This window comes from Streptomyces sp. NPDC020597 (assembly GCF_044335095.1).
Taxonomy (GTDB): Bacteria; Actinomycetota; Actinomycetes; order Streptomycetales; family Streptomycetaceae; genus Streptomyces.
The window spans coordinates 22,837-39,421 of record NZ_JBIRUL010000022.1 but is presented as its reverse complement, the minus strand read 5'-3'; the positions used below and the strand labels follow the sequence as shown (position 1 = coordinate 39,421).

Genomic DNA, 16,585 nt, shown 5'->3' with positions numbered 1-16,585 from the left:
CCGGGCGGTGTCTCAGTCCACCCCTCTGATCCGCCCCACCAGCACCGCTCCCGCCAGGCAGATCACGGCGGAGACCAGGTACAGCATCCGGTAGCCGCCCAGGTACGTCACGATCGGGGCGGCGAGGGCGGGCGCGGCGACCTGGGGCAGGGCGTTGGCCACGTTGATGACGCCCAGGTCCTTGCCCCGGTCCCCGGCCTTCGGCAGCACGTCCGTCATCAGCGCGAAGTCGACCGAGGTGAACACGCCGAAGCCGACGCCCAGCACCGCCGCCGCCACGACGGCCCCGGGCCAGGTCTGCCAGACCGCCAGCATGGCCGTCGCCGCCGCCATCAGCACGCCCGACCAGATCACGAACGGCTTGCGCCGGCCGAGCCGGTCCGACCAGACGCCGCCGACGACGACGGTGGCGAGCAGCGTCAGCCCGTTCACCGCCGTGAGGATCAGCACGCCCCCTTCGGGGTCGGCGTGGTGCAGGCGGTCGCGCAGGTAGTACAGGAGGTAGAGCAGCACCAGCGCGTTGCTCAGGTTCATCAGGAAGCGGGTCAGCCACGCCCACCCGAGGTCGGGGTATCGGCGCGGGCTCAGCCAGAAGCCGGCCGCGAAGCCCCGCCAGGACCAGGGCGGCCGGTCCTCCTCCGCCAGCCGCAGATCCTCGTACCGCAGCACGTACGGCAGCACGCCCAGCGCCGTGAAGAGCGCGCACGCCGTGTATCCCGCCCCGACGCCCCCGGCGGCCGTCGCCAGCCCCGTGCCGCCGACCACGCCGAGGATCTGCGCCACGCCCAGCCAACCGCCCACCGAGCCCCGCTGGAGCCGGGGGACCCGGTCGGGGACGGCCGCCGTCACCGCCGCGAAGGCCGCGTTCAGCGTGAGCTGCACCAGGCACCAGCCCAGCGCCATCGTCCAGACCCCGCGTGCCCCCGCGAGCAGCAGCAGCGACAGGGCGCCGCCCGCCGTCCCGGCCACGATCCACGGGGTGCGGCGGCCCCGGCGGGACGTCGTGCGGTCCGACAGCGCGCCGAAGAGCGGGTTCGCCGCCAGCGAGACGACCGCTCCGACGCCCGTCACCCAGGCCAGCATCGCCTCCTTCGACATGCCGGAGCCGGGTGCGAAGTCCTCGGCCTGGGAGGCCAGCAGGATCTGCAGGGGGCCGTACCAGCCCACCCAGATCGCCCCGTTGGCGAGGGACAGGGCCGACGTCCAGCCGCGGCCCACCCGTTCGACGGGCTCGGCCAGGGCGGCCGTCGGGGCCCTGTCCGCCGTCGTCATCTCTGCGCCTGGAGGACGTCCCGCAGCCAGGCGTAGGACGCCTTCGGGGTGCGTACCTGCGTCGCGAAGTCGACGTGCACGAGGCCGAAGCGCCGTGCGTAGCCCTCCGCCCACTCGAAGTTGTCCAGCAGCGACCAGACGAAGTAGCCGCGGACGTCGACGCCCGCCTCCATGGCCCGGTGCAGGGCGCGGAGGTGGCCGTCCAGGTAGGCGATCCGGGCCTGGTCGTCGAGACCCTCGTAGGAGCAGCCGTTCTCGGTGATGACGACCGGCGGGAGGCGGTCGCCGTAGCGGTCCTTGAAGGTCGTCAGGAGCTCGGTCAGACCCTCGGGGACGACCGGCCAGCCGAAGTCGGTCACCGGGACGCCCTCGATCTCCTGGACGGAGAAGGGGAGTTCGGCCGGCATGGTGATCCCGCCGAACTCGATCTCCGTGCCCTGCGGGGCGCCCACCCGGGTCGGGGCGTAGTAGTTGACGCCGTACCAGTCGAGCGGCTCGCCGATGATCTTCAGGTCGGCCGCGACGTCGCCGGGCATCAGCTCGCCGAGGCCCTCCGGGTACTCGCCGAGCAGCAGGGGCTCCGCGAACAGGCGGTTGAGCAGGACGTCGTAGAACGCCGCCGCCTCCACGTCGGCGGGTTCCCGCGAGGCCGGCCAGGTCGGGCCGTGCGAGTTGGCGATGCCGATGTCCGCGGCGCCGGCCGCGCGCAGCGCCTGCACGGCGAGACCGTGGCCGAGCAGCTGGTGGTGGGCGGCGGGCAGCGCGTCGAAGAGGAGCTGCTTGCCGGGCGCGTGGGTGCCGAGCGCGTGGCCCAGCAGGGTGTGCTCGGCGGGCTCGTTGAGGGTGATCCACTTCGTGACGCGGTCCCCGAGCCGGTCCACCACGACGGACGCGTACTGCGCGAACCGGGACGCCGTGTCCCGCTCCAGCCAGTCGAGGTCCGCCGGCAGGTCCCAGTGGAAGAGGGTCGGCACCGGGCGGACGCCCGCCGCCAGCAGCTCGTCCACGAGCCGGTCGTAGAAGTCGAGGCCGCCGGGGGCGTTGACCCGCGGCCAGGAGACGGAGAAGCGGTAGGCGTTGACGCCGAGCCCCGCGAGGAGGGCCACGTCCTCGGCGTGGCGGCGGACGTGGTCGCACGCCACCGCCGCCGTGGAGCCGTCCTTCACCCGTCCCGGCTCGGCCGTGAAGACGTCCCAGACGGACGCTTCGCGCTCGTCCGCCGAGCCTTCGATCTGGTGTGCGGACGTGGACACGCCCCACAGGAAGTCCGCCGGGAACCGGGGGATCGGATGCGCCGCCTCGCGCGGATCGTTCGCCATGGTCGGGATCATCCTTACCGATGGGTAAGGAAGTCAACGCCCTTACGGGAACTGCCCGTCAGGCGCCTTCCTTCAGCACTCTCGTGATCAGCTCGCGCTGTTGCGAGGTCAGTCGGGGGTCGGCCGCGTGGACGGTCCGCCCGTCCACCGTGATCTCGTAACGGAAGCCGTCGGGCACGCCCTGCGGGGGCGTGCCCCGGCCGTCGGCGACCGCCTGCGCGGCCAGGGCGTGCCACTCGCCGGCGTCGGGCCGCCCCGCCGTGTCCACCTCGGCCTGCCGCTCGATGCCCGCGAACCCGCCCGAGCGCCTCACCTGAATACGCATGGGTCCCTGTGTAGTACGGAACTACAGGATCCGCACCCCGACCTGCTCCCACGCCTTCTGCACGGCCTGGAACTCGTCGCCGCCGTCGCCGAACCGCTCGCGCGCCGCCTTCACCGTCAGCGCGGCGAAGTCGGTGAAGGGGGCCTTCTCCGCGAGCTCGCCGCCGGTCAGCACGTCGTACCAGATCTGACCCGCCTTCTCCCAGGCGTATCCGCCGAGGGCGGCGGCGGCCAGGTAGAACGCGTGGTTGGGGATGCCCGAGTTGATGTGCACGCCGCCGTTGTCGCGGCTGGTGCGGACGTATTCGTCCATGGTCGCGGGCTGCGGGTCCTTGCCGAGGACGTCGTCGTCGTACGCGGTGCCCGGGGCCTTCATCGAGCGCAGGGCGGAGCCGGTGACGTCCGGGGCGAGCAGGCCCGCGCCGATCAGCCAGTCGGCCTCGGCGGCGGTCTGGCCGAGCGAGTACTGCTTGATGAGCGAGCCGAAGACGTCGGACATCGACTCGTTGAGGGCGCCGGGCTGGCCGTAGTAGGTCAGGTTCGCCGTGTACTGGGTGACGCCGTGGGTGAGCTCGTGCCCGATGACGTCGACGGAGTTGGTGAAGTCGAGGAAGATCTCGCCGTCGCCGTCGCCGAACACCATCTGCTCGCCGTTCCAGAAGGCGTTGTTGTAGCCCTCGTCGTAGTGGACGCTGGCGTCCAGCGGCAGGCCGTCGTCGTCGATGGAGTGCCGCCGGTAGGCCTTCAGATAGAGGTCGAAGGTGGCGCCGAGCCCGGAGTAGGCACGGTTGACGGTCGCGTCCCGGCCGGGGTCCTGGCCCTCGGAGCGGACCTTGTCGCCGGGCAGGTCCGTGCCGTGCCCGCAGTCGTAGATCGTGCGCAGCGGCTGGTCGGAGGGGGCCTTCACGGCCGGGGCGGCGGCCAGGCGGAACTCGGTGGTCACCTGGCGGAGGCCGCGCAGCTCCTGGTCGCGCAGGAGGGTGCGCCGGGCGGGACCGGAGAGCGCGGGGTCGTCGCTGTGCGCCAGCCGGTGCAGGAGGTGCGGCGGTACGACGGTGCAGAAGACGGGCTCGAAGCCCCCGTGGGTCGTCATGCCCGGCACCTTTGCACTGTGTGACCCGACTGTCACGACAGGCAACCATGATCGGTGAAAAACGGTGACAAACACGGCAGATTCCTGGCTTCACGTGGTATGGCGCACGTTTCGTCCCTTTTCTCTTCAGTTGCTCCCGGTGGTCCCGCATACTGATACGGACCACCGCGACAGATGCGGCTCGGCTAGGCTGCGGAGCACTATGCGTTTCGGGCTGCTTCTCCTTAGCTGCCGCGGCGAGGGCCTGTAGTCGAGGCCGACCCCCTCCCCGCGGAGCTTGGTGTTGCGTGTCGGCCGTCCTTCCGTCCGGACTTTCTCCGGTCACCCCGAGGAGCCAACAGCCCATGGCGAACCGCCAGCAGCCCAGCCAGATGCCGATCCACAAGTACGGGCGGTACGACCAGGTCGACATCCCCGACCGCACCTGGCCGAACAACCGGATCACCGCCGCCCCCCGCTGGCTCTCCACCGACCTGCGCGACGGCAACCAGGCCCTGATCGACCCCATGTCGCCCGAGCGCAAGCGCCGGATGTTCGACCAGCTGGTCAAGATGGGCTACAAGGAGATCGAGGTCGGCTTCCCGGCCTCCGGACAGACCGACTTCGACTTCGTGCGCTCGATCATCGAGGAAGAGGGCGCGATCCCGGACGACGTCACGATCTCCGTACTGACCCAGGCCCGTGAGGACCTGATCGAGCGGACCGTGGAGTCCCTGAAGGGCGCCAAGCGGGCGACCGTCCACCTGTACAACGCCACCGCGCCCGTGTTCCGCCGGGTCGTCTTCCGCGGCTCCAAGGACGACATCAAGCAGATCGCCGTCGACGGCACCCGCCTGGTCATGGAGTACGCGGAGAAACTGCTGGGCCCGGAGACGGAGTTCGGCTACCAGTACAGCCCCGAGATCTTCACCGACACCGAGCTGGACTTCGCCCTGGAGGTCTGCGAGGCGGTGATGGACGTCTACCAGCCCGGTCCCGGCCGCGAGATCATCCTGAACCTGCCGGCCACCGTCGAGCGCTCCACGCCCTCCACGCACGCCGACCGCTTCGAGTGGATGAGCCGCAACCTCTCCCGCCGCGAGCACGTCGTCGTCTCCGTCCACCCGCACAACGACCGCGGCACCGCCGTCGCCGCCGCCGAGCTGGCGCTGATGGCGGGCGCCGACCGCGTCGAGGGCTGCCTGTTCGGGCAGGGCGAGCGCACCGGCAACGTCGACCTGGTCACCCTGGGCATGAACCTGTTCTCCCAGGGCGTCGACCCGCAGATCGACTTCTCCGACATCGACGAGATCCGTCGCACGTGGGAGTACTGCAACCAGATGGAGGTCCACCCGCGCCACCCGTACGTGGGCGACCTGGTCTACACGTCCTTCTCCGGTTCCCACCAGGACGCCATCAAGAAGGGCTTCGACGCCATGGAGGCCGACGCGGCCGCCAAGGGCGTCACCGTCGACGACATCGAGTGGGCCGTCCCGTACCTGCCGATCGACCCCAAGGACGTCGGCCGCTCCTACGAGGCCGTCATCCGCGTCAACTCGCAGTCCGGCAAGGGCGGCATCGCGTACGTCCTGAAGAACGACCACAAGCTGGACCTGCCCCGCCGGATGCAGATCGAGTTCTCCAAGCTCATCCAGGCCAAGACGGACGCCGAGGGCGGCGAAGTCACGGGCGGTGCCATCTGGGCGGTCTTCCAGGACGAGTACCTGCCGAACCCGGAGAACCCCTGGGGCCGCATCCAGGTCCGCACGGGCCAGTCGACCACCGACACCGACGGCGTGGACACCCTCACCGTCGAGGCCACGGTCGACGGCGAGGACACCGTCCTGACCGGCACCGGCAACGGTCCGATCTCGGCCTTCTTCGACGCCCTGGCGAACGTGGGTGTCGACGTACGCCTCCTTGACTACCAGGAGCACACGATGAGCGAAGGCGCCTCCGCGCAGGCCGCCTCGTACATCGAGTGCGCCATCGGCGACAAGGTCCTGTGGGGCATCGGCATCGACGCGAACACCACACGCGCCTCGCTGAAGGCGGTCGTCTCGGCCGTCAACCGCGCGAGCCGCTGACCACCCCCCTCAGTGGTTTGGGGCCCCGGCCGCCGTACCCGGCGGCCGGGGCCCCGTCGTTTATCGGCCATCCGACCGTGGAGGTCACGGAGAGGTCTCGTCCTGGGTGCTGACTGCACCTCAATGATGTGGCTAACATCACGGGGGCGTGCGGCGATGTTGCCGCGGCTGATGGAGGTGCGACGTGCTGCCAGAACGGGGACGAGACGGCCGTGTCACCAGGGGTGCCCGCATCCTGGGCACCCGCACCGCGTGGACGCCCGTCGGCGACGGCGAGTTCTTCTGCCCGGGCTGCGGCGGAGACCGCAACTACCAGCGGCTCACCGGCCAGCGCCGCTTCACCGTGCTCGGCGTGCCCGTCCTGCCGCGCGGCGAGACCGGCCCGGTCGTCGAGTGCGCGGCCTGCCGCCGGCACTTCGGCGCCGACGTCCTCGACCACCCCACCACCGTCCGCTTCTCGGCGATGCTCCGCGACGCCGTCCACACCGTCGCCCTCGCGGTGCTGTCCGCGGGCGGCGGCTGCGCCCGGCCCGCCCTCGAGACCGCGGCGGGAGCGGTCCGCGCGGCCGGCTTCGCCGACTGCACGGAGGAACAGCTCGCCGCCCTCGTCGACGCGCTGGCCGCCGACACCGGCCGCAGCTACGGCGAGCCGTACGCCCCCGGGCTCGCCATAGAGCTCCACGAGGCCCTCGACCCGCTCACACCCCACCTCGCCCCCGTCGGACGCGAATCGATCCTGCTGCAGGGCGCCCGGATCGCCCTCGCGGACGGCCCGTACACCCCGGCCGAACGCGAGGTCCTCGCGACGGTGGGCGCGGCCCTGACGATCTGCGCGGACGACGTGACCCGCCTCCTCGCGGCGGCCCGCACGCCGTCCTGACTACTCCCCGGGGAGTAGGGCGGCGGCCCGGCCGCCCCCGGGAGTACCCCCGAAGTCGCCCCCGGGCGCGACGATCCGCCCCTCCCTCGCCGGAAGTCTGGAGAACGCAAGCCAGACAGCCGCGCCGAAGGGAGGTCCCGTTCATGGGGGCCGGAGATTTCATCAGGACCGGACGGACGAAGGGCGGACGCAGCGTCGTCCCCTGGGTCGTGCTCGTGCTGTGGGCGGGCGTGCTCGCGCTCGCCTCGCCGTTCGCCGCCTCGCTCGCCGACGTGCAGCACGACCGGGTCACCGACTACCTGCCGGCGAGCGCCGACTCGACCCGGGCCGCGAGACTCCAGGAGCAGCTGCCCGGCGGCGAGACCACCGAGCTGGTGCTGGTCTACCACCGCGACGGCGGCCTGACCGCCGCCGACCGCACGACCGCGCAGGAGCAGCTCGCGCGGATCGCCGGGGACCACGTGCTGACCGGGGCCCCGCGAGGCGTCCCGTCCGCCGACGGCGGCACGCTCATGTACCCGGTCGCGACCAACGAGCCCGGCACCGACGAGGACAAGCGGGACGCGTTCGTCGAGGACGTACGGGACGTCGCCCACAGCCGGGGCGGGCTGACCGTGGAGGTGGGCGGAACGGGCGCGCTGGCCACGGACGCCACCAAGGTCTACGACTCGCTCGGCGGCCCGCTGCTCTACACGACCGTCGGCGTCGTCGCCCTCCTGCTGATCCTCATCTACCGCAGCCCCGTGCTGTGGCTGGTGCCGCTCGCGGTGGCCGGGATCGCCGACTACCTCTCCATGGGCGTCGCCTACGGCCTCAACCAGACCTTCGGCACCACGGTGTCGGGGCAGAGCTCGGGCATCATGACCATCCTCGTCTTCGGCGCCGGCACGGACTACGCCCTGCTGCTCGTCTCCCGCTACCGGGAGGAGCTGCGGCGCTTCGAGCGGCCCTACGACGCCATGCGGGCCGCGCTGCGCGGCTGCGGTCCTGCCGTGCTCGCCTCCGCCGGGACCGTCGCCGCCGGACTGCTGTGCCTGCTCGCCGCCGACCTCAACTCCAACCGGGGCATGGGCCCGCTGGGCACGGTGGGTGTGCTGTGCGCGCTCGTCACGATGCTGACGCTGCTGCCCGCGCTCCTCGTCCTGCTGGGCCGCCGCGTGTTCTGGCCGCTGATTCCCGCCCACGGCAGCACGCCCAGGGCACGCCGGACGCTGTTCGCCGCGATGGGCGCCTCGGCCGGGCGGCGCCCGCGGACCGTTCTGGCGGCCGGCGCCGTGCTGCTCGGCGCGCTCGCGCTGGGCGCGCTCAACCTGCCCGGCGCGGTCAGGGAGCAGGACTCCTTCGTCGACCGGCCCGAGTCGGTCGTCGCCATGCAGACCCTGGCCGATGCCTTCCCCGAGCAGTCCGCCCGGCCCGTCGACGTGCTGACCCCGGCCGGCCGGGCCGACGCCGCCCTCGCCGCGATCCGGGACACGCACGGTGTCGCCGACGCCCGCCGGGGCCGTACCGGGGCAGGCTGGACGGAGATCGCGGTGACCGCCGCCGCACCACCGCAGTCCGCAGCCGAGACGGCGACGATCGAGGCACTGCGGAAGCGGTTGCCCGACTCCTACGTGGGCGGGCCCAGCGCCCAGCAGATCGACCTCGCGGACGCCAACGCCCGCGACCGGCTCGTCGTCGTGCCGATCGTCCTCGTCTCCGTCCTGCTCATCCTGATCCTGCTGCTGCGCTCCCTGGTCGCACCGCTGATGCTGGTCGCCGCCGTGGTGGCGGTGTGGGGCGCGGCCCTCGGACTCGGCGGGCTGGTGTTCGGGCCGGTGTTCGGGTTCGAGGGCACGGATCCCGGGCTCGGTCTGCTGTCCTTCGTCTTCCTGGTCGCCCTCGGCGTCGACTACGGCATCTTCCTGATGCACCGGATGCGGGAGGAGTCGCTGCGCGGCGCCGAACCCGACGAGGCGGCGCTGACCGCGCTGCGCACCACCGGCGGGGTCATCGCCTCCGCCGGGCTCGTCCTCGCCGCGACCTTCGCCGTCCTGACGAACATGGGACTCGTGCAACTCGTCGAACTGGGCTTCGTGATCGCGGTGGGCGTGCTCCTGGACACCTTCCTCGTGCGGACCTACCTGGTGACCAGCGCGAGCGTGGCGCTGGGCCGGAGGGTGTGGTGGCCGGGCCGGCTGTCCCGTGCGCCGGAAAAGCCCGAAGCCGCCGCACGTGAGCGGCAGTTCGCCTGAGCGCCCGGGCGCCCCTCTTGACCGGAGGGGCGCCCGGTTGCCTCAGGATGGTCCCGTGCAGGAATCCACGACACCGGCGCGACCCCGGCGGGGCGAGCGGATCATGACGGTGATCAACCGAGACCCCTTCACCGCCCCGCACCGCACCCGCACCGACGCGCTGCTGGCCGCGGGGACGACCCTGTTCGCCACGGCCGTCGCCCTCGGCGGCGGCGAGGGCCGTCCCCACGCACTCGGCTGGACGCTGCTGATCGCGGGCCACGTGTCAATCGTGTGGCGCCGCCGCTCCCCGCTGGCGGTCCTGCTCGCGGTGGTGGCCTGCATCGTGCCGTACCACGTCCTCGACTACGATCACGACGCGCCCATCGCCGCGACCATGGTGGCGCTCTACACCGTCGCGGCGAGCGGCACGGCACGCCGCACGCTGCTCACCGGCGTCGGCGTCCTCGGCGTGACACTGGTCGCCAACGCCCTCACCAACCCCGACGGCGTGCTGGAGGTGCTGCGGATCTCCGGCTGGGTCATCGCCGTCCTGTTCTGCGGCATGAGCGCCCGCTTCTACCGTCAGTACGTCGCCGCCATCGTGGAGCGCGCCGAGCGCGCGGAACGCACCCGGGACGAGGAGGCCCGCCGCCGGGTCGCCGAGGAGCGTCTGCGCATCGCCCGTGACCTGCACGACCTGCTGGCGCACACCATCACCCTGGTCGGCGTGCAGACCTCCGTAGCCGCCCACGTCCTGACGGCGGACCCCGAGCGTCTCGACCGCGCGGCCGTGGCCAAGGCCCTCGACGACATCGCCGAGACCTGTCGCAGTGCGCGCGCCGAGATCCGTACGACGCTGGAGGTGCTGCGCGAGAACGGCGCCCCCGACGCCCGCGGGCCGCTCCCCGGCCTGCACGGCCTGGCCGACCTCGTGGAGACGGCGCGGGCGGCCGGGGCGGAGGTCGACCTCTCGGTGACGGTGACGGCGCCCGGGACGCCGCCGTCGGTCGGCGCGGCCGTCTACCGGATCGTCCAGGAGGCGCTGACCAACGCGGTCCGGCACGGCGGACGGCACGGTGCGCCGGTGGAGGTGCGGGTGCGGGTGTACGAGGCACAGGGCGCGGTGCGGGTCGAGATCACCGACGACGGGGCGGGCGACGCCGGCACTCCGGGCGCCGCCACGAGGAGCGTCGGCACGACGGGCGCCGGGGCGCAGGCCGCCTACGTCCGGGGCGCCGCGCCGAGAGCCGGGGCGCGGGCGGTCCCGGGCGGGGACGCGCGCGTCGGCCGGTCCCGGTCCGCCGCGGACGCGCCGGGCTTCGGGCTCGTCGGCATGCGCGAACGCGCCCGCAGCGTCGGCGGCACGCTGACCGCGGGGCCGCGGGACGACGGGAGGGGCTTCACGGTGAGAGCCGTGCTGCCGACGGAGGAGAGCCGATGAGCGCGGGCCGGACCATCAAGGTGCTGCTGGCCGACGACCAGACCCTGGTCCGGGCCGCGTTCGCCATGCTCGTCGAGTCCGCGCCGGACATGGAGGTCGTCGGGCAGGCAGGCACCGGCCGGGAGGCGCTGGCGGCGGCCCGCGGCGAGCGGCCCGACCTCGTCGTCATGGACGTCCGCATGCCCGATCTCGACGGCATCGAGGCGACCCGGCTGATCGCCGCCGACGAGGACCTGGCCGGGGTCCGGGTACTGGTCCTGACCACCTACGACACGGACGCGAACATCGTCGAGGCGCTCCGGGCGGGCGCTTCCGGCTTCCTGGTGAAGGACACCCGGCCCGCCGAACTCCTCGACGCCATCCGCACGGTCGCCGCCGGCGAGGCGCTGCTGTCGCCGGGGCCGACGGCCCGGCTGATCGCCCGGTTCCTGCGCAGCCCCTCCGGGCCGCCCGTGGTCGGCGGGCCGGAGGGACTCTCCGAACGGGAGCGCGAGGTGCTCGCCCTCGTCGCCCGTGGGCTGACCAACGCCGAGATCGGCGAGACGCTGGGCCTCAGCCCGCTCACCGCCAAGACCCACGTCAGCCGGATCATGGGCAAGCTGGGCGCCCGGGACCGGGCCCAACTGGTCATCGTCGCCTACGAGTCGGGATTGGTGACGCCGGGCACACCGTGACCGCGGCCGGGATGGAAGGCGTCCTAGGGCAGCGTCCGGCGGTACGTGCCGTCCGTGTCGGAGTCGTAGACGAGCTTGCCCGCGCCGTCGTACCCCTTCACGTGCGGGGCCAGCGCGACCTGCCGGTCCAGCATCCCCGCGGCCACGAACCAGCCGTGGTCGAGGGCGGCGGCGACCGGGCCCGCGTCGCCGTAGGAGACGGTCACCTTGGCCACCGACGGCTGGACGGTTCCGATGGCCGCCCAGCGGAACGGCAGCTTCCAGTGCCCCTTGTCGAGGAACGACTGCTGGTACAGCACACCGCCGTTCACATCGGGCACGACCACGCCCGCGGCCGGCGAGTTCGCCTCGCCCGAGCTGACGCTGACGCCGGAGGCCACGCCGTCCTCGATGTCGCACACCACCCGGAAGCCGGCCGGCTGTTCCTTCACGCCGACGACGTGGAAGCCGTCACCGGGGGCGTTGGAGTCGCCCGTGCTCTTCGCGGCGAGGATGATCCGGTAGTCCCGGGCCCTGCCCAGCCGGGCCTTAGTCCCGCCCTCGGCCTTCAGGCACGCCGCCAGCCCGTCCGCCGCCTGCGCGAAGGTGATCCCGTCCAGCAGCTGACCGTCCGTGGCCGGCCGCGCGGGCCCGGAGGCGTCGCCGCCCGCCGTCGTGCCCGCCGTCGTGCCCGGGTTCGCGGCCGTGCCGCCCGGGACGCCCGCCGACGGCTTCGGCGCCGCCGTGTCGGAGCCCCGCCCCCCGTGCCCGCCGGCCACGGCGTACGCCCCCACCGGCACCGCGGCCAGCGCCGCCAGCACCGCTCCCGTCAGCGCCACGCGCCGCCGCCGCTCGGTCAGTCCCCGCTGCCGGATCGCCGGATACGGCGCGGGGGAGGGGCTGATGGTGTACGCGTCCTCCGCGAGCAACTCACGCATCCGCTCCTCGAACCCGAAGTCCTCTTGCCCGCCTGTCTCGTTCACTGCTGTCTCCCTGCCCCCGACCGTCCGCCGGCGTGCGGCCCGCGGACAGTCCCGGATACGTTCGCAACTTCGCCAGACCCTTCGACGCCTGGCTCTTGACCGTGCCGGTCGAGCAGCCGAGTACCTCGGCCACCTCCGCCTCGGAGAGGTCCTCCCAGTACCGGAGCACCACCACCGCCCTCTGTCTGGGCGGCAGTTGGGCGAGCCCCGCGAGCAGCGAGCCGCGCTCCTCCACCCGGCCCGCGCTCTCGTCGAGCCCCGCCCGGTCCGGGGGCGCCGCGGTCAGCGCCTCGGTGACCCGCCGCTTGCGGAACCGGTCGCTGTTGCACGTGACCAGCATCCGCCGCACGTACGCCTCCGGGCTGTCGCTGCGCGATATCCGCCGCCACGACCGGTACGCCTTGGCCAGCGCGGTCTGCGTCAGGTCCTCCGCGTGATGGACGTCCCCGGTGAGCAGATACGCGGTTCGCACCAGCCGGGACCACCGCGCTCTGACGAACTCGTGGAACCGGTCCTCTTGTTCGGCCTGCATCAAGCACCCTCCTCGCCCCCCAGACCACCGGTGGGCCGCAATCGGTTGCCCGGTTCCCGTGAACACGTTTGAGTGGAGCGATGGAGAAGGACGCATGGGCCTGGAGTGAGGACGCACCCGGAGTGCTCGCGCTGCCCTCCGGCCGGCTGATCCGCGGCCGCGGCCTGCGCCGCCCGCTCGACCCGTCGGCGCCCGCCCCCGCCTACGGCCTCTACCTGCTCGGCCGGCGTCCTGCGGGGGCGCCCTGGGAGTCCCGCTGGCTCCGGTGGCCCGACTTCCGCCTTCCCGCCGACCGCAGGGACGCCCGCGCGGCCCTCACCGAGGCGTGGCGCCGGGCGGCCGACGAGCGCGTGGAGATCGCCTGCGCCGGCGGCCGCGGTCGCACCGGCACCGCCCTCGCCTGCCTGGCCGTCCTGGACGGCGTCCCCCCGCAGGCGGCGGTCGACTTCGTCCGCCGCCACTACGACCGCCACGCGGTGGAGACGCCTTGGCAGAAGGCGTATGTGCGACGGTTCGGCGCTCCTACAGAGCCAACGTCATGAGCAGCCGGTCCTCGCCGGGGCCGAAGTAGTCGTGGCGGGGGCCGCCCGGGTCGGGGGTGAACCCCAGGGAGATGTAGAGCCTGATGGCGGTGACGTTCTCCGGTCTCACCCCGAGGCGGGCGGTGCGCGCGCCTTCGGCCCGCAGATGGTCCAGCGCCTCCCTCATCAGCTGCCGGCCCAGCCCGCGATGGCGCATGCCGGGTGCGACGCCCAGGGTCAGGATCCAGCTCTGCCCCTCGTTCGGCGGTGTGGCCAGCACGTATCCGCCCAGGCGGTCGCCGTCGTGGACCACGAACATGTGGTCCTTGAAGGCGTCGAGGAGCTGACGCAGGACGAAATAGGGGTAGGGCAGGTCGGGAAACACCTCACGGTCCAGGAGGACGATGTCGGACATGTCCTGCTCGAGGGCTGTGCGTACCCGTAGGGACGGGCGAGTCGCTGGCATCGAACCAGAATTGCCCAGTGATCCGGGCCGTTCAAGTACCGGGATCAACCCGGTCACATCGAGTGCTGCCATGCGCCCCCTGTGCCTCCGCCCTCATAAGGCGATCGGGATTCAACAGAGGCCAGAGATCGGCCCTGTTGATACCGTGGGGCATGTCTTTCGGATCATCGGGAAAACCGGCGCAGTTGAACGCGGAGGCGCAATGGGACGCCTTCGACCCCGTGGACTACGTCCGGAAGAACTATCGCACCGTGCTCCCGGTCGACGCGGAGATCATGTCGATCGTCCGCACCCACTTCAGTGATCATTTCCGCGGATTCCCGGGACTGCGGGTCCGAGGCGTGGATGTCGGCGCCGGCGCCAATCTCTATCCGACGTTCACGATGCTCCCCTGGTGCGACGAGATCACGTTGCTCGACCGGTCGACGCCGAACCTGCACTATCTGAAGCAGCAGTTCGACCGGCACGATCACGGCTGGGACGCCTTCTGGCGGGAGTTGTGCCTGGACGCCGCCTATGCCGAGATGGCCGAAGGACCGTGGGAACGGTTCGGTGAGGTCGCCCGCGTCGAACAGGGCGACATCTTCGCGCTGGTCGACCGGCCCGGGCAGTGGCAGATCGGGACCATGTTCTTCGTCGCGGAATCCCTCTCTTCCTCCTACGAGGAGTTCCACGAGGGCGTCGAGTGTTTCCTGCGATCCCTCACCCCGGGCGCGCCCTTCGCGGCGGCGTTCATGGAACACTCCGAGGGCTACTGGGTGGGAGAAACCCCCTTTCCCGCGTGCGACGTCGGAGAATCCGACATCCGGGAGAGCATCAGGGGGTACGCCGAGCGTCTGCGGATATACCGGGTCGGCGAGCCGGGGGAGGTGCGACCGGGTTACACGTCCATGATCCTTGCTTGCGGTTTCCGCCGAACGGGTAACTCCTGAGCGGTCCTTCCGGAGACGAAGAGATCTGTGAGGGGGCACAGAATGCAGATCAAGCCACGTCAGCATCTGCTGGACATGTGGCAGGCCGTCGCCCGGCACTCGTTCGACGGCGGGGAGTGGTCGTGGGGGGAGTGGGGCGGCCGTAGCAGTGTGGCCGACGCGGAGCGGCTGCTCTGCCTTCTCTACCCCGCCACCGAGATCCCCGCGTTCCGCCTCGACACCCCGGACGTCACGGAGCCGGATGTGGCGAAGGCATTGAGGAACGTGGGCGACGCCGGCGACATCCCCACGCGACTCGTCGAGATCCTCGGCGACTTCATGGACAGGCATCGCGACGAGAACGGGCCCCTCTTCGCCGGCGGCCACTACTTCGCCCCGGCCGATCCCCGACAGCGGCTTTCCGCGGAGCAGCGGAAGGCGGACGTCGTCGACTCCTACTCCATGTCGGTGAGTCTGTGCCTGGCCACCCTCGCCTTCTGCCAGGTCTACCGGGCCGGGACCAGGAGGGCGTCCACGCTGGCCCGTATCGACCGGCTCAGGGAGGACGCCGGCGTGCGACTCACCGCCGCCATGGTGGGCCTGCTGCGCTCCTTCACCGTCGACGTGGTCGACATCGCCTCCGACCAGGGGCAGGCACTCGCCCGACTGCTCGGCCGGGGCCGACTCTCCGACCGTCAGGTCCTGCAGCGCTTCCAGCGCCGCTTCACCTCGCTGCGCGCGGTGATCACCGAGAGCCTCAGGCTCGGCCTCGACGCCGACGTCCGAGACCAACTACGCGACGAACGGCGTCTGTTCGAGTGTGGTTGGGCGTGGAGCGTGGTGAAAGGCGCACCCGAGATCGACCTGGCGCCGGAGACAGCCCGGGCCGTCGGCGGACAACCCCAGGGCGTCGCCCGCCCCGTGCCCTACCTCCACTTCACCGTCGTCGCCCTCGACGGCATCATCGACCTCTTCTCCGAACGCACCCTCGTCCTCGGCCTGCTCACAGCCGAACAGCAGAAACTGAGCGACGCCCTGCGGTTGCGGTGGGAACTCACCCAGCAGTACTGGTCCGCCATCGCCCGCTTCGACGACGACGTCTGGCCGCTGGAGGACATCCCCTGGCGCACCACGCTCCAGCAGTTGGAGTCGGAGTACTTCTCGCTCACCGTCGTCTCCATCCTCGTTCACGACCGGATGCGCGGCCCCACCAGCGACCACGACCTCCGCCGCATCATCGGCGTCGTGGAACGCCTCGCCGAACGCGGCCGGATCACCGGCGGCGCCAGCCGTGCCGCCCCGGCGATCGGCGTGCACAGCCCCGGGGTCACCATGCCGCTGCTCGGCAGCGAATCCCTGGGGCCGGCCATGACGTGGACGATGAACGACTACTCCACCCAGCTGCTCAAGCGGACCGTCCAACTGTGCGCCCTGTCACGGGACATCCCCTCGGTGGACCGCCTGCACAGACTCGCCGAGACAATCCTCGACCACGTCTGGGCGCGTCGTATCAAGGAGGGCGAAGGCGTCGGCCTCTGGGACGACGTGCCGGCGGCCCATCCTCCGTCACCCGTCCGCCAGGGACCCTTGTCCTGGAATCTCACCGAGCGCGTCACCGAGTGCATGGTCGCCGCCCACAAGCTCTACGACCAGCCTGCGAACCCCAGCGTCCAGCTGTCCCAGCTGGCACGGGACACGATCAGCGAGGCGGCCCATCTCCTCGGCAGGGAACAGGAGGAGCATCCCGCCCCCGCCCCCAGGAGCCCCCAGGGGGAGGAGATCAGGAGCATCGAGGCAGACCTCCGCCGGGCCCGCCAGTTGGTCGAGGTTCAGCCCGGCACCGCCTTCGCGCTGGTACTCGGAGTCCTCGGGCGGCTCGACAGCCTCGCCCGCGCCCGGGGGGTGTGA

General features: G+C 71.9%; 15 protein-coding genes. 8 read left to right on the top strand and 7 right to left on the bottom strand.

Annotated elements, in window-relative coordinates; all coding sequences use genetic code 11:
• Window positions 1-12: 12 nt before the first annotated feature.
• Genes ACH4ZA_RS29770 through ACH4ZA_RS29755 form a run of 4 tightly spaced genes read right to left on the bottom strand, consistent with a single transcriptional unit; the run spans window position 13 to window position 4,008 of the window.
• Window positions 13-1,272 (bottom strand): MFS transporter, encoded by a 1,260-nt coding sequence (locus ACH4ZA_RS29770; protein ID WP_319277399.1) that lies wholly within the window; start codon window positions 1,270-1,272, stop codon window positions 13-15.
• Entirely contained in the window at window positions 1,269-2,591 is a 1,323-nt protein-coding gene (locus ACH4ZA_RS29765) for a GH1 family beta-glucosidase (RefSeq protein ID WP_319277397.1), read from the bottom strand. Before ACH4ZA_RS29765 ends, ACH4ZA_RS29770 begins: the two co-directional genes overlap by 4 nt.
• A 58-nt stretch (window positions 2,592-2,649) precedes the next feature.
• Complete coding sequence (locus ACH4ZA_RS29760) at window positions 2,650-2,916, bottom strand: protealysin inhibitor emfourin (RefSeq protein WP_319277395.1); 267 nt, start codon at window positions 2,914-2,916, stop codon at window positions 2,650-2,652.
• Between the two features lie 21 nt (window positions 2,917-2,937).
• On the bottom strand, window positions 2,938-4,008 hold the full coding sequence (locus tag ACH4ZA_RS29755) for a M4 family metallopeptidase (RefSeq protein ID WP_319277393.1): 1,071 nt from the start codon (window positions 4,006-4,008) through the stop codon (window positions 2,938-2,940).
• A gap of 344 nt (window positions 4,009-4,352) precedes the next feature.
• Here ACH4ZA_RS29755 and leuA point away from each other — a divergent pair, with 344 nt between their 5' ends.
• From leuA to ACH4ZA_RS29730, 5 genes are all read left to right on the top strand, one after another.
• The gene (leuA, locus tag ACH4ZA_RS29750) at window positions 4,353-6,074 is read left to right on the top strand and encodes a 2-isopropylmalate synthase (protein WP_319277392.1); all 1,722 of its coding nucleotides are present in this window, start codon (window positions 4,353-4,355) and stop codon (window positions 6,072-6,074) included.
• 184 nt (window positions 6,075-6,258) lie between these two features.
• Complete coding sequence (locus ACH4ZA_RS29745) at window positions 6,259-6,954, top strand: TerB family tellurite resistance protein (RefSeq protein WP_319277390.1); 696 nt, start codon at window positions 6,259-6,261, stop codon at window positions 6,952-6,954.
• A gap of 143 nt (window positions 6,955-7,097) precedes the next feature.
• On the top strand, window positions 7,098-9,188 hold the full coding sequence (locus tag ACH4ZA_RS29740; protein ID WP_398432457.1) for an MMPL family transporter: 2,091 nt from the start codon (window positions 7,098-7,100) through the stop codon (window positions 9,186-9,188).
• 103 nt (window positions 9,189-9,291) lie between these two features.
• Entirely contained in the window at window positions 9,292-10,611 is a 1,320-nt protein-coding gene (locus tag ACH4ZA_RS29735; RefSeq protein WP_319277452.1) for a histidine kinase, read from the top strand.
• Entirely contained in the window at window positions 10,608-11,285 is a 678-nt protein-coding gene (locus ACH4ZA_RS29730) for a response regulator (RefSeq protein WP_398432456.1), read from the top strand. The genes ACH4ZA_RS29735 and ACH4ZA_RS29730 overlap by 4 nt, the downstream gene beginning before the upstream one ends.
• Window positions 11,286-11,308: 23 nt before the next feature.
• Here ACH4ZA_RS29730 and ACH4ZA_RS29725 read toward each other — a convergent pair whose 3' ends face one another.
• Window positions 11,309-12,247: a hypothetical protein gene (locus ACH4ZA_RS29725; protein ID WP_398432455.1), complete on the bottom strand. Its 939-nt coding sequence runs from the start codon at window positions 12,245-12,247 to the stop codon at window positions 11,309-11,311.
• Window positions 12,195-12,779 carry a SigE family RNA polymerase sigma factor gene (locus tag ACH4ZA_RS29720; protein ID WP_319277382.1) on the bottom strand — a complete coding sequence of 195 codons (585 nt, stop codon included), beginning with the start codon at window positions 12,777-12,779 and terminating at the stop codon, window positions 12,195-12,197. The genes ACH4ZA_RS29725 and ACH4ZA_RS29720 overlap by 53 nt, the downstream gene beginning before the upstream one ends.
• A gap of 80 nt (window positions 12,780-12,859) precedes the next feature.
• On the opposite strand from ACH4ZA_RS29720, the gene ACH4ZA_RS29715 reads away from it, so the two are divergent.
• Entirely contained in the window at window positions 12,860-13,321 is a 462-nt protein-coding gene (locus ACH4ZA_RS29715) for a protein phosphatase (RefSeq protein WP_319277380.1), read from the top strand.
• On the opposite strand, the gene ACH4ZA_RS29710 is transcribed toward ACH4ZA_RS29715, so the two are convergent.
• Window positions 13,302-13,715 carry a GNAT family N-acetyltransferase gene (locus tag ACH4ZA_RS29710; RefSeq protein ID WP_319277378.1) on the bottom strand — a complete coding sequence of 138 codons (414 nt, stop codon included), beginning with the start codon at window positions 13,713-13,715 and terminating at the stop codon, window positions 13,302-13,304. The genes ACH4ZA_RS29715 and ACH4ZA_RS29710 overlap by 20 nt on opposite strands.
• Window positions 13,716-13,918: 203 nt before the next feature.
• Here ACH4ZA_RS29710 and ACH4ZA_RS29705 point away from each other — a divergent pair, with 203 nt between their 5' ends.
• Together ACH4ZA_RS29705 and ACH4ZA_RS29700 are read left to right on the top strand one after the other, a co-directional pair.
• The gene (locus ACH4ZA_RS29705) at window positions 13,919-14,698 is read left to right on the top strand and encodes an SCO2525 family SAM-dependent methyltransferase (protein ID WP_319277376.1); all 780 of its coding nucleotides are present in this window, start codon (window positions 13,919-13,921) and stop codon (window positions 14,696-14,698) included.
• Window positions 14,699-14,740: 42 nt separating this feature from the next.
• Complete coding sequence (locus ACH4ZA_RS29700) at window positions 14,741-16,585, top strand: SCO2524 family protein (protein ID WP_398432454.1); 1,845 nt, start codon at window positions 14,741-14,743, stop codon at window positions 16,583-16,585.